At 72.1% G+C, this 13,096-nt stretch carries 12 protein-coding genes and 1 pseudogene; 2 read left to right on the top strand and 11 right to left on the bottom strand.

Annotated features, from left to right (window positions below):
* Positions 1–11 precede the first annotated feature (11 nt).
* The 5 genes from G412_RS0131990 to G412_RS0131970 all read right to left on the bottom strand — a co-directional run bounded on the left by G412_RS0131990 (position 12) and on the right by G412_RS0131970 (position 5,326).
* Positions 12–1,115, bottom strand: a complete 1,104-nt coding sequence (locus tag G412_RS0131990) for a glycosyltransferase family 4 protein (protein ID WP_028815597.1) — start codon at positions 1,113–1,115, stop codon at positions 12–14.
* A 269-nt stretch (positions 1,116–1,384) separates the two neighbouring features.
* On the bottom strand, positions 1,385–3,103 hold the full coding sequence (gene recN / locus G412_RS0131985; RefSeq protein WP_028815596.1) for a DNA repair protein RecN: 1,719 nt from the start codon (positions 3,101–3,103) through the stop codon (positions 1,385–1,387).
* A 147-nt stretch (positions 3,104–3,250) separates the two neighbouring features.
* Complete coding sequence (locus tag G412_RS0131980; RefSeq protein WP_028815595.1) at positions 3,251–4,186, bottom strand: NAD kinase; 936 nt, start codon at positions 4,184–4,186, stop codon at positions 3,251–3,253.
* Positions 4,187–4,200: 14 nt separating this feature from the next.
* Positions 4,201–5,016 (bottom strand): TlyA family RNA methyltransferase, encoded by an 816-nt coding sequence (locus G412_RS0131975; protein WP_028815594.1) that lies wholly within the window; start codon positions 5,014–5,016, stop codon positions 4,201–4,203.
* A 7-nt stretch (positions 5,017–5,023) separates the two neighbouring features.
* Positions 5,024–5,326, bottom strand: coding sequence for a hypothetical protein (locus tag G412_RS0131970; RefSeq protein ID WP_028815593.1), 303 nt, complete (start codon positions 5,324–5,326; stop codon positions 5,024–5,026).
* A 42-nt stretch (positions 5,327–5,368) separates the two neighbouring features.
* On the opposite strand from G412_RS0131970, the gene G412_RS0131965 reads away from it, so the two are divergent.
* Positions 5,369–5,719, top strand: coding sequence for a sterol-binding protein (locus G412_RS0131965; protein ID WP_028815592.1), 351 nt, complete (start codon positions 5,369–5,371; stop codon positions 5,717–5,719).
* Here G412_RS0131965 and G412_RS0131960 read toward each other — a convergent pair.
* The 4 genes from G412_RS0131960 to G412_RS0131945 form a co-directional block, all read right to left on the bottom strand.
* Positions 5,703–6,554 carry an ABC transporter ATP-binding protein gene (locus tag G412_RS0131960; RefSeq protein ID WP_028815591.1) on the bottom strand — a complete coding sequence of 284 codons (852 nt, stop codon included), beginning with the start codon at positions 6,552–6,554 and terminating at the stop codon, positions 5,703–5,705. The genes G412_RS0131965 and G412_RS0131960 overlap by 17 nt on opposite strands.
* A gap of 95 nt (positions 6,555–6,649) precedes the next feature.
* Positions 6,650–7,738 (bottom strand): FecCD family ABC transporter permease, encoded by a 1,089-nt coding sequence (locus G412_RS0131955; protein WP_078607587.1) that lies wholly within the window; start codon positions 7,736–7,738, stop codon positions 6,650–6,652.
* Positions 7,735–8,706, bottom strand: a complete 972-nt coding sequence (locus G412_RS0131950; protein ID WP_425274530.1) for a FecCD family ABC transporter permease — start codon at positions 8,704–8,706, stop codon at positions 7,735–7,737. Before G412_RS0131950 ends, G412_RS0131955 begins: the two co-directional genes overlap by 4 nt.
* Before the next feature lie 250 nt (positions 8,707–8,956).
* The gene (locus tag G412_RS0131945) at positions 8,957–9,985 is read right to left on the bottom strand and encodes an HAD hydrolase-like protein (protein ID WP_028815588.1); all 1,029 of its coding nucleotides are present in this window, start codon (positions 9,983–9,985) and stop codon (positions 8,957–8,959) included.
* Positions 9,986–10,058: 73 nt separating this feature from the next.
* On the opposite strand from G412_RS0131945, the gene G412_RS0131940 reads away from it, so the two are divergent.
* Entirely contained in the window at positions 10,059–11,342 is a 1,284-nt protein-coding gene (locus tag G412_RS0131940; protein WP_028815587.1) for a DUF1015 family protein, read from the top strand.
* A gap of 68 nt (positions 11,343–11,410) precedes the next feature.
* Here G412_RS0131940 and G412_RS36985 read toward each other — a convergent pair whose 3' ends face one another.
* Both G412_RS36985 and G412_RS41905 read right to left on the bottom strand, forming a co-directional pair.
* Positions 11,411–12,136: a tetratricopeptide repeat protein gene (locus G412_RS36985; RefSeq protein ID WP_037650650.1), complete on the bottom strand. Its 726-nt coding sequence runs from the start codon at positions 12,134–12,136 to the stop codon at positions 11,411–11,413.
* Positions 12,137–12,532: 396 nt separating this feature from the next.
* Positions 12,533–13,096 (bottom strand): annotated as a pseudogene (locus G412_RS41905) (DEAD/DEAH box helicase); the annotation flags it as partial.

Genomic DNA, 13,096 nt, shown 5'->3' with positions numbered 1-13,096 from the left:
CAGCTCGTCACTCAGCCGGTCAGCTCGTCGTACACACTCAGCACCTGCGCCACCGTCTCGTCCTCGGTGGGCCAGGTGGCGGCCTGCGCCCTGCCCGCCTCAGCCAGCCACTGCCGCCTGGCCGGGTCGCCCAGCAGCCGCAGAACAACACCCGCGAGCGCCTCACTGTCCCCGTACGGAACAAGCTCAGCCGCGTCCCCGACCAGCTCCGGCACCCCGCCGACCGCCGTGGCGACGAGCGGCACTCCGGCGCGCAGCGCCTCCTGGGCCAGCACGGACCGCCCCTCCCACCGGCTGGTGAGCACCGCGACATCGGCGGCGGCGAGCAGCTCACCGATGTCGTCACGGCGGCCGATGAGCTTCACGGGCAGCGACTCCGCCTCGATGCGCCGCTGAAGGGCGCCCCGTTCGCTCCCCTCACCGGCGACGACCAGCAGCGGCGTGGGCACCAGATCGCGCCAGGCGCGGGCCGCGTCAAGGAGGACCCCGTACCCCCGGTTCCGCACGAGCCTGCCGACGGCCATGACCAAGGGCCGGTCGACGGCACCCAGGTCCGCACGTGCCTTGCTCTCGGGAAGGTTCGCGGGCGGACGCGGCGCGGGCACGCTGACCGGCGCGAGCCGCGCGTCGCGCGCACCTCGGCTGCGGGCCCGGTCGACGAGATCGGACGACGTCCCCAGCACCACGGCGGCCGCCCTGGCGGCCCTCCGCTCCAGCAGGCGCACCACATGACCGCGCGCACCGTCGTCGTCCGCCCGGCTGTGCCAGGTGACCACAAGCGGAATCCGCCGTCCGCGCAGCGCCAGCGCGCTCCGCACGGCGGCGTGCAGCCCGTGGGCGTGCACCAGGTCGGCCCCGGAGCAGGCCGCCCGCAGCGCCGCCACGGCGGCGGGATCACTGCGCCGGGGTACGGAGACGAAGCGCGCCCCGGAACCACCGAAGTCGTACGCCGCCTCAAGACGCGCCGGGGCACAGACACTCACCTTCAGGCCATGCGCGACCAGCCCCGCGGCGAGCGACCTGACGTGCGCGCTGCTGCCCGCGCTGCCGCCGCCGAGGACTTGGACCACGCTCAGCGGCGACTGGCCGTACGGCGGGACCGGGGTGCTGCTCACGTCGGTCGGAGCTCCTGAGTCGGCGTCGAACGGCGGACGTACTGCGCCGCCCAGAATGCCAGTCCGCACGCGCGTTCCGGCACCACGAAAGGGTCGTCCCCCTGGTCGTACCTCACCGCATCACCCACAAGAGTGATCAGCGGTCCCCGTTCGCCCCTCGCACCGCGCGCCTCCCGAGCGTGTGCTCACCCGTGCCGGTGACGGAAGCACCACCTACGGGAGGATGCGGCACGCACCCGCACGCTCCCCGACCGACACCACGCCACCCCCTACGCGTCGCTCCGCGCGGCCGCCAGCAACTCCTCCGCGTGCGCCCGGGCGGTCTGTGAGTCCTCCTGCCCCGCCAGCATCCGCGAGAGCTCCCGTACCCGGTCCTCGCCCTCCAGCACGGTGACCCCGCTCCTGGTGACCGACCCGTCGACCGTCTTCTCCACCAGCAACTGCCGATCGGCGAACGCCGCGACCTGCGGCAGGTGCGTCACCACGACCACCTGCGCCGACTTCGCCAGCTTCGCCAGCCGCCGCCCGACCTCGACCGCCGCCTTGCCGCCCACACCGGCGTCGACCTCGTCGAACAAATAGGTCGGTACGGGGTCGGACCCGGCGAAGACGACCTCCACCGCCAGCATCACCCGTGAGAGTTCACCGCCCGAGGCCCCCTTGGCGATCGGCCGGGGCTGGGCGCCGGGATGAGGCGCGAGCAGCAGCTCGACCTCATCGACCCCGGAAGCCCCATAAGCCACCAGGCGGCCACCGACCTCGACGCCCTCGGGGTCCTCGGTCTGCCGGACATCGATCGTGACGCGGGCATGCGGCATGGCGAGCGACGCCAGTTCGCCGGTGACCGCGTCGGCGAACCTCTTTGCCGCCTCTGTACGCGCGTCGGTCAACGCCTGCGCCAGTCCCGCGAGTTCGTCCCGCAACGCGTCCCGCTCGGCCGTCAGCTCACCGATCCGGTCGTCGTCACCCTCCAGCTCGGTGAGCCGCGCGGCACCGTCCTGGGCCCAGGCGAGCACCGCCCCGACGTCCTCGCCGTACTTGCGCGTGAGCTGGGTGAGCGCCGCCCGCCGTTCCTCCACGGCGGACAGCCGCAGCGGATCGGCGTCGAGGTTGTCCGCGTAACCGGCCAGTTCCCCCGCCACGTCACCCAGCAGAATCCCGATCTCACCGATCCGCTCAGCGAGTACAGCAAGCGCCGGATCATGTGCCCGCACCGCGTCAAGCGCCCGGTGCGCCCCGGCGACCAGCGTGTTGGCGTCGAGGCTCTCCGGGTCCTCGGGGTTGCCGGCGAGCGCGGCGTGCGCGACGGAAGCCGCCGAAGCCAGCGCCTCGGCGTGCCCGAGCCGCTCCGCCTCCGCGGCGAGTTCGACGTCCTCGCCCGCCCGCGGATCGACCGCCGCGATCTCGTCGAGTCCGAAGCGCAGCAGATCCGCCTCCTGCGCGCGCTCACGCGCCCGCGTGGTCAGCTCGTCCAGCTCCACCGCGACCGTCCGCAGCCGCCGGTAGGCGGCCGCGTACTTCGCGTGGGGTACGGCGACGGCGTCCCCCGCGTACCGGTCGAGCGCCTGCCGCTGCCGGGCGGGCCGCAGCAGCCCCTGCTGATCGGTCTGCCCGTGTACGGCGACGAGGTCGTCGGCCAGCTCCGCGAGGAGCCCCACCGGCACCGAGCGACCGCCCACATGGGCGCGCGAACGCCCCTCGGCCGAGATGGTCCTGCTGACCAGCAGCGCCCCGTCGTCGAGTTCCGCCCCGGCCTCCTGGGCCCGTACGGCGGCGGGCGCGTCGGCGGGCATGGTGATCCGCCCCTCGACGACCGCCGCTTTGGCGCCGATCCGCACGAGAGCCGGGTCGGCGCGCCCACCGAGCAGCAGCCCGAGACTGGTGACGACCATGGTCTTGCCCGCGCCGGTCTCGCCCGTCACCGCGGTGAACCCGGGTGACAGCTCGACGACGGCGTCATCAATGACGCCCAGCGACCGTATCCGCATCTCCTCCAACACGGACACGACCTTACGAGGTCCCGGCCCCACGTCGCGACGGCCCCCGCACTCCTCCGTGAATCCACCGGTTCCGGATTGACACGATCAGCCCTGCGCGGGCACCGCCCCGCCCCCACCGCACCCGGCCCACCGCACTCAGTGCGGCGCCCCCCGCCACCCCGACACAGGAAGGGCGAACTTGGCGACGAGCCGGTCGGTGAACGACGCGTGGTGCAACCGCGCCAGCCGTACGGGCACGGCGCCCCGCCGCACCACCACCCGCGCACCGGAGGGCAGTTCCACCGTCCTGCGGCCGTCGCACCACAGCACGCCGTGCGGCGTGTGCGGCTGCACCTCCACCGCCAGCACCGAATTCGGCGACGTCACCAGAGGCTTGGCGAACAGCGCGTGGGCACTGATCGGCACCATCAGCAGCGCCTCCACCTCGGGCCAGACCACGGGCCCGCCGGCCGAGAAGGCGTACGCGGTGGATCCGGTCGGGGTGGCGCAGACGATGCCGTCGCAGCCGAACCCGGTCACCGGCCGGCCGTCGATCTCCAGGACGACTTCGAGCATCCGCTCGGGCGAGACCTTCTGCACGGCGGCCTCGTTGAGCGCCCAGTCCTCGTGCACGATGTCACCGTTGTTGTGCACGAGCACGTCGAGGGTCATGCGCTCCTCGACCTCGTACGCACGCGTGACGACCCGGTCGACCACCTTGTCCAGGTCGTCCCGCTCGGCCTCCGCGAGGAAGCCGACCCGGCCGAGGTTGACGCCGAGCATCGGCACCCCGGAGGCGCGCGCGAACTCGGCGCCGCGCAGCAGCGTCCCGTCTCCCCCGAGGACGATCAGCAGTTCACAGCCGTCGAGTACGGCGGGCGACGCTTCCGCCACCGTCTCGACGGACGGCGGCAGCGGCAGATCGGCCGCCTCCGCCGCCAGCACACGCACGCCGATACCGCTGCGCAGCAGCCCCTGTACGACCAGTTCCGCGCTGCGGATCGCCGCTGGCCGCCCGGTGTGCGCGAGCAGGAAAACCGTACGTGCCGCGTCGGGAGACTCAGCGGATCCGCTGGTCGTCGTGCCTGTCATAGCTGTCGTCGTTGTCAACTCGGCCCCTCCGCCACTGCACGGTCAACATCCGCCGGGTCGAGCTCGGGAGCACCGGCCCGGAGCCACAGAAAGTACTCGACGTTCCCCGAAGGCCCGGGCAGCGGACTGGCGGTGACGCCCCGTACGCCCAGGCCCAGCTCCCACGCCTGGCGCGCCACGGCCCGTACCGTCTCGGCCCGGAGCTCGGGGCTGCGTACGACGCCGCCGCTGCCCAGGCGGTCCTTGCCCACCTCGAACTGCGGCTTCACCATCATCACGAGATCGGCGTCCGGCGCGGCGCACCGCACCAGCGCCGGCAGCACCAGACCCAGCGGGATGAAGGACAGATCACCGACGATCAGGTCGACCGCCTCCCCGTCGATCGTGTCGAGTGTCATTTCCCGCACGTTGGTACGGTCCTTGACGCTCACGCGTTCATCGGACTGCAGGGACCAGGCGAGCTGGCCGTATCCGACGTCGACGGCGACGACCTGCCGGGCCCCGGCGCGCAGCAGCACATCGGTGAATCCACCGGTCGAGGCCCCGGCGTCGAGCGCCCGCCGCCCCTCGACCTTCAGCCCCAGCGGTACGAACGCCTCCAGCGCGCCGGCCAGCTTGTGACCGCCCCGCGAGACGTAGTCGGGGTCGTTCTCGTCCTTGAGTACGACGACCGCGGCGCTGGTCTCGACCTGCGTGGCGGCCTTGGTCGCGACGGCGCCGCCCACCTTCACCCGCCCTGCGGCGATGAGCTGGCTCGCGTGCTCCCGTGAGCGTGCGAGTTTCCGGCGGACCAGCTCGGCGTCGAGGCGTCGGCGCGCGACTCCTGCCACGATCGGTTCAGCTCCTGTTGTCGTACGAGGAAGGGGGCGCCGGAGGTCCCGGACGTGCGTCCAGCGCGGTCAGCGCCTCACGCAGTCCCCGGTGTACATCCTCGTACACCTCGATGTGCCCGTCCGCCGGGAGGTGGTCGGCGTCGCCCAGCCGCTCCAGCAGCGCGTCGACGCCGGCGTGCCCGGTGGGGGCGCGCTCCACCCCGAGAGGCGCCGGTGCGGCCGGGTCGTACACCGCGGCGACGGCGGCGCCGGCCGTCCCGTCCTTGTCCTCGGCCGTGTCCCCGGCCTCGTCGACCTCGTCGTTCATGCCCCGACGCTACCCCGAAGCCCTGGGGTACCGTCGATCCCGATGGCAACGACGGAGGAGTGCCGCAGCGCACTCGACAAACTTTCGGACAACCTGGCTCAGGCCGACGACGACGGCGTACGCGGCGCCGCGTCGCTCGACCGTTCCCTGAGCTGTCACATCACGGATCTGGACATCACGTTCACCGGCCGTCTCGCGGACGGCCGGATCGACGTTCAGGACACCTTCGACGGTCCCCCGCGCGAGCGCGCCGAGATCCGTCTCGCCATGACCGGCGACGACCTTTGCGCCATGGTCGGCGGCGAGCTGAACTTCGCCAGGTCCTGGGCCTCGGGCCGGGTCAGGCTCGAAGCCGGGTTCCGCGACCTGATCCGCCTCAGGAAGCTGCTGTAGCCGCCGCGGCCGTGGCGGCCACCGCCCCCCGGCCGCCCCGCGCCTTCCGCGCCGCCGGCACCACCAGCGGCGTCCCGGTCTCCGGGTCGTCGATGACCTGGCAGCGCAGTCCGAAGACCCGCTCCACCAGCTCCGCCGTGACGACCTCGGCCGGCGGCCCCTGCGCGACGATCTCGCCGTCCCGCATGGCGATCAGGTGCGTCGCGTAACGCGCGGCATGGTTCAGGTCGTGCAGTACGGCGACCAGGGTGCGCCCCTGCGTCTCGTGCAGCTCCGCGCACAGGTCGAGCACGTCGATCTGGTGCTGGATGTCGAGGAAGGTGGTCGGCTCGTCGAGTAGCAACAACGGTGTCTGCTGGGCCAGGGCCATCGCGATCCAGACGCGCTGCCGCTGCCCGCCGGACAGCTCGTCGACGTAACGGTCGGCCAGTGCCCCGACGCCCGTCGACTCCATCGACTCCTCGACGATCCGCTCGTCCTGCGGCGACCACTGCCGCAGCAGACCCTGGTGCGGGTAACGGCCGCGCGCCACCAGGTCCGCGACCGTGATCCCGTCGGGTGCGACGGACGACTGCGGCAGCAGTCCGAGCGTCTTGGCGACCTTCTTGGCGGGCATGGAACCGATGGCGTTCCCGTCCAGGAGCACCCGCCCCTGCGTGGGCTTGAGCATCCGTGAGAGGGCGCGCAGCAGCGTCGACTTGCCGCACGCGTTCGGCCCGACGATGACCGTGAACGAATGGTCCGGTATCTCGACGGACAGGTCTTCGGCGATGACCCGCTGGTCGTAGGCGAGGGTCACGGATTCCGCACTGAGACGCTGACGCTGCACTGGCATGCTCCTGGGGTTCTTCTCGTTCACGTGGGAATCCTTCACGTGGGAATCGTTCACGCGTGAGGTCGTCGGGCCCTTCGCCGGCTGTGTACGACGGCTCATATGCGTCCCGCCTTTCGCTCGGTGACCAGCAGCCACAGCAGGTAGCAGCCGCCGAGCACCCCGGTCACCACCCCCACGGGCAGTTGCGTGTCGCCGAACGCCTGCTGGGCGACCCAGTCGGCGATCACCAGGAGCGTGGCCCCCATGCAGACGGACGCCCCGAGGTTGGCCCCCGGCGAGCGCGTGAGCCTGCGGGCGAGCTGCGGCGCGCTCAGCGCCACGAAGGCGATGGGACCAGCGGCGGCCGTGGCCACCGCGATGAGCAGTACGGCGCTCAGCATCAGCACCAGCCGGCCGCGTTCGACGCTCACCCCGAGGGCGTACGCCGCGTCGTCGCCCATCTCCATCATGCGCAGCGACCGCCCGTGCCCCAGCACCAGCGGAATGAGGACGACGCACACCCCGAGCAGCGGCCACGCCTGTTCCCACCCACGCCCGTCGAGCGAGCCCGTCATCCACACCGTGGCGCGGGTCGCGTCGACGATGCTGGCCTTGGTGATCAGGTAGTGGTTGAGCGCCGTCAGCATGGCGGCCGCGCCGATACCGACAAGCACCAGCCGGAAGCCGTGCACGCCCCGCTTCCAGGCGAGGAAGTAGACGGCGGCTCCCGTCAGCAGACAGCCGACGAGCGCGCCGCCCGTCACGGCGAAGGCGTTGCCCTTGAACAGCACGATCACGACGAGCGCGCCGGCCGTCGCCCCCTGCCCGAAGCCGATCACGTCCGGACTGCCCAGCGGGTTGCGGGAGATGGACTGGAACACCGCCCCGGACGCCCCGAGCGCCGCGCCGACGAGCAGCGCGACGACGACCCGCGGCACGCGCAGCTCGGTCACGATGAATTCCTGCGACGAGGTGCCGTTGCCGAGGAGCGTACGTACGACATCGCCCGGCGACATCGGGAAGTCGCCGCTGCCGATGAGCACGACCCCCATGCCCAGCGCCGCCACGATGAGCAGCAGCGTGGCGAGGATGGCCCTGGGCTCGACCCGGAAGGAGAACCCGCCGCGGGTGCGTATCGCGCGGGAGGCCCGCGTCCGCGAAGTACGCGACGTATGCGACGTATGCGAAGGAGAAGTAACAGTCACAGTTGGGCCATCTTCCGGCGGCGTACGAGATGGATGAACACGGGCCCGCCGACCAGCGCGGTGACGATGCCGACCTGGAGTTCGGAGGGCCGGGCGACGATCCGCCCGATGACGTCCGAGCCCAGCAGCAGCACCGGCGAGAGCACGGCGGAGTACGGCAGGATCCAGCGCATGTCGGGGCCCGTGATGGTCCGCACGAGGTGCGGCACCATCAGCCCGATGAAGACGATCGGCCCGCAGGCGGCGGTCGCGGCGCCGCACAGCAGCGTCACGGCGACCATCGCGAGTACGCGCGTACGCGTCAGATGCGCGCCCAGCGCCCTCGCCGTGTCCTCGCCCATCTCCATCGCGTTGAGCGGCCGTGCGATCAGCAGCGCGAGTACCACACCGACGGCGATGAACGGCCAGACCTTGCCGATGATCTCCATGTCGGCGGAGGCCAGCGAGCCGACGGTCCAGAAACGAATCTGCTCCAGCGCGGCCGAGTCCATGAGCTGTACGGCGTTGACGTAGCCGTAGAGCGCGGCGGTCGCGGCGGTGCCGGCGAGCGCGAGCCGTACGGGTGTCGCGCCGCGGCTGCCGCCCAGGATGTAGACCAGCACGGAGACAACTCCCGCGCCGACGAACGAGAACCAGACATATCCGGTCAGTGAGCTGACGCCGAAGAAGCTGATGGCGGAGACGACGGCGGCCGCGGCTCCCGCGTTCACGCCCAGGATTCCCGGCTCCGCGAGCGGGTTGCGGGTGAGCCCCTGCATGACCGCGCCGGACAGCCCGAGCGCCGTACCGACGAGCACGCCCAGGATGGTGCGGGGCACCCGCACGTCCTGGACGATCACATCGCTGCCGGTGCCGGAGGCGTGGAACAGGCCGTGCCACACGTCGCCCAGCCCGAGCGGTTTGGCGCCGATGGCGATACTCGCGACGACGACCAGCAGCAGCACGCCGATGGAGACGAACAGCCCCATGGCACGTACCGCATTGCGTTTCCGGGGCGCGGGGGCCGACGGGGCCTGCACCGCGCTCTGCTTGGGCGCACTCTCAACCAACACGGGGTTAGGTTAGCCTACCCTCGCATCTCTTCCCTCGCCGGAGGGACCCCGTGTGAGCCCCTCCGACGACGGAGAGCGAGGTCCGGGGCGGCGCCGCCACACGACGGAGTCACAAAGGTGTGACTGCGGGAAGGCGGCGGGCAGGGGACCAGCTCCCCCGGACCCCCTAAAGCCCCACCCGGTCAAGCACCTTGCCCGCGTCCAGCCCGCACGCCCCGTCCCCGGCGTATGTCCAGGCCGCCGCGCACAGCGCGCGCAGCCCGTCCAGCGCCGCGCCCTCCCCTTCGGCCACCAGCTCGCCGTCCCGTACGGCAGCGGTCCACCCACCGCACACGAACCCGCCGTCGTCCCCGGCCACTTCCGGCTGGCCGGTGAGCAAGCCCCGCAGATCCGCGTCCACATACGTAGGCCGGTACTTGGGCGCCGCCGCCAGGAGCTGCGCGGCGTCCGTCACCCCGGTCAGCACGAGCAGCGAGTCCACGCCGCCCACGTTCGCGCCCTCGATGTCCGTGTCCAGCCGGTCCCCGACCACCAGCGGCCGCTCGGCCCCGGTCCGCAGAATCGTCTCCCGGTGCATCGGCGGCAGCGGCTTGCCCGCCACCTGCGGCTCGGCGCCGGTGGCGATCCGTACGACCTCCACCGCCGCACCGTTGCCCGGCGCGATCCCCCGCGCACTGGGAATCGTCAGGTCGGTATTGGACGCGAACCACGGCACCCCCCGCGCGACGGCGTACGAAGCCTCCGCGAACCGGCCCCACGCCAGATCGGGCCCGCCGTACCCCTGCACCACGGCCACCGGATCGTCGTCGGCCGACTCCACCGGCACCAGCCCGCGCTCGCGCAGCGCCACCCGCAGCCCGTCCCCACCGACCACCAACACCCGCGCTCCGGCCGGAACCTGATCGGCGATCAGCCGGGCGACCGCCTGCGCCGAGGTGATCACATCGGAAGCCCGAGCCGGCACCCCGAGCTCCGTCAGATGCTCCGCCACCGCGTCGGGCGTCCGCAGCGCGTTGTTGGTCACATACGCGAGGTGCATCCCGCCCTCCCGTGCCACCCCGAGCGCGTCCACCGCGTGCGCGATGGCCGCACCGCCCGCGTACACGACACCGTCCAGATCCAGCAGAGCCGTGTCGTACGCCTCCCTCAGCGCACGCGCGCTCGCGCCGGGCCGGGTCCTGGTCTGCTGGCTCATTTTCGTATCGCTCCTCGATCCGTGCTCGTCCCCCGATCATCGCTCATCGGGCGACCCCACTTACGATGCACCAATGAGTACACCTGGTCGGCCCGAGGAGGACCACGGCCTGCGCCTGGCCCCGTTCCGTGGACTGCGTTACGTCCCCGAGCGAGTGAGCGGCCTGGCCGCGGTCACGTCCCCGCCGTACGACGTGGTCGTACGGCCCGACGGCCTCCACCATCTGCAATCGGCCGACCCGTACAACATCGTCCGCTTGATCCTCCCGCAGGCCGCCACACCCGACACCCGCAACCAGCAGGCCGCCGACACCCTGCATCGCTGGCTGACCGAAGGCGTGCTCGCCCCGGACCCCGAGCCTGCTCTGTACGTATACGAGCAGCGCAAGGGCGACCTCCTCCAGCGCGGCATCATCGGAGCCCTCGCCCTCACACCGCCCGCCGAGGGAATCGTCCTCCCCCACGAGGACGTCATGCCGCACGTCGTCGCCGACCGCGCGGCCCTGATGCGCGCCACCGCCGCCAACCTCGAACCGCTCCTGCTGACCTACCGCAGCGGCGGCAACGCGACCGGCTCGACCGCCGTCATCGAACGCACCATCCTGCGCTCCCCGCTCCTGGCCACCACCACGGAGGACGGTTTCAGCCATCGCCTGTGGTCCCTCACGGACCCCGCCGAGCTGGCCGAAGTCACCGCCGACCTGTCCCACCGCCAGGCGCTCATCGCGGACGGCCACCACCGCTGGGCGACGTACCTCCGCCTCCAGGACGAACACCCGGCGGGCAGCCCCTGGGACTCCGGCCTCGTGCTCCTCATCGACACGGCCCGCTACCCGCTCCAGGTCCGCGCCATCCACCGCCTCCTGCACCGCCTCCCCGTGGCTGACGCCCTCGCCGCGGTCGCCGACACCTTCCGCGTCCGCGAGGTGCCGGGCCCGCTCCCCCACGCCCTGGAGGCCCTCGCGGCGGCGGCGACGGCCGGCAACGCCTTCCTCCTGGCGGGAGACGGCGCGTACCACCTCATCGACCGTCCCGACGAGACCCTGCTGTCCCGTACGATCCCGGCCGACCGCCCCGAGGCCTGGCGGACCCTGGACGCGACGGTCCTGCACGCGGCCCTCCTCGACCACGTGTGGTCGATCCCCGACACCCCTGAGGACATCGCGTACATCCACGACACGGAGGCCGTCGTCACCCAGGCGGAGCGCCACGGCGGCACGGCAGTCCTGATGCATCCGGTACGCGAAGAAGTCGTCCGGGACCTGGCCCGCCAGGGTGTCACGATGCCCCGCAAGTCCACCTCGTTCGGCCCGAAGCCGGCGACGGGCCTGGTCCTGCGCAGCCTCGACCTGAGCTGAGCCCCCGGAAACGCGAAAGGGCGGCACCCCGTCGGGGGTGCCGCCCTTACTCACATGAGGGGACTCGGTCAGTCCTTGTCGCCCTCGATGTCGTCCGCCACGGCAGACTCGGCATCGGCATCGGCATCGGCATCGGCACCGGCACCGGCACCGGCATCAGCCACTGCCTCCGCCTCACCGGACTCACGAGACTCCGAGGACTCCCCGGATTCGTCGCTCTCCTCGTCGAGGGCATCGACGAAGTCGACACCATCGAGCTGGGCGAGCCGGTCCGAAGCGTCCGTCAAACCATCCTTGTCGGCCTCGATCGCCTTGGCAAACCACTCACGCGCCTCGGCCTCGCGCCCGGCGGTCAACAGCGCGTCGGCGTAGGCGTACCGCAGTCGCGCGGTCCACGGCTGCACCGAGTTCGACGCCAGCTCCGGCCCCTGGAGGGTCACGATGGCCGCATCGATCTGCCCCATGTCCCGACGCGCGCCGGCCGCGACCATACGCATCTCGACCTGACCCGCCTTGTCGAGCTTCTGCACCTCGGGCTCACCGGCCATCGCCATCGCCCGCTCCGGCCGCCCGAGCCCGCGCTCGCAGTCCGCCATGACGGGCCACAGCTCGACGCTCCCGGTCATACGGCGGGCCGCGCGGAACTCCGCCAGCGCCTCCGTGTACCGCTGAGTCGCGTACGCCGCGAAGCCGGCGGCCTCACGCACGGCAGCCACCCGCGAGGCGAGCCTCAGCGCGATGCGCGAGTAGGCATAGGCCTCTTCCGGGTCGTCGTCGATGAGGTTCGCGACCATGACGAGGTTCTTGGCAACGTCCTCGGCAAGGGTCTTCGGCAGGCTCTGGAGCTCCTGCCGAACGTCCTTGTCGATCTCGTGACCCGTGACGTCCTCGGGAATCGGGAGCCGCTTGACGGGCTCACGCTCCCGGTCGTCACGCTGCCCGCGGTACCCGTCGCGGTCGCCACCGCGGTCACCGCGGTCGTCACGACGCGGCGCACGGTCGTCACGGCGGGGCCCACGGTCGTCACGACCGCCACGGAACCCGCGCTCGTCGTCCCGACGCGGTCCCCTGGACCGGTCGTCGCGGGGGAACCCACCGCGCTCGTCGTCCCGACGCGGCCCACTCGGCCGGTCGTCACGACGCTGGAACCCGCCACCGCTGGGGCGATCGTCCCTGCGCTGATATCCACCGCCACCACTGCTGGGACGGTCATCTCGACGCTGGAACCCGCCGCCACCACCGCTGGGCCGGTCGTCACGACGCGGCGCACGGTCGTCGCGCCCACCACGGAACCCGCCGCCACGCTCGTCATCACGACGGGGCGCACCGGACCGGTCATCGCGACGCTGGTAACCACCGCCACCACCACTCGGCCGGTCATCCCGACGCTGGAACCCGCCACCACTGGGGCGGTCATCCCGGCGCTGGTATCCACCGCCACCACTGCTGGGACGGTCGTCACGACGCTGATAGCCGCCGCCACCGCTGGGACGGTCATCCCGACGCTGGTAACCGCCACCACCACTCGGCCGGTCATCGCGACGCTGGAACCCACCGCCACCACTCGGCCGGTCGTCACGACGCTGGTAACCGCCACCACCACCGCTGGGACGGTCGTCACGACGCTGGAACCCGCCACGATCGTCGTCCCGACGCGGCGCACGGTCGTCGCGGCCGCCACGGAACCCACCGCCACCACCACTCGGCCGGTCGTCACGACGCTGATAGCCGCCGCCACCACCGCTGGGACGGTC

The sequence above is a fragment of the Streptomyces flavidovirens DSM 40150 genome (genome assembly GCF_000429085.1).
GTDB classification, from domain to species: domain Bacteria; phylum Actinomycetota; class Actinomycetes; order Streptomycetales; family Streptomycetaceae; genus Streptomyces; species Streptomyces flavidovirens.
Note: the sequence above shows the minus strand (reverse complement) of the source record. Positions and strands in the feature narration are given on the sequence as shown.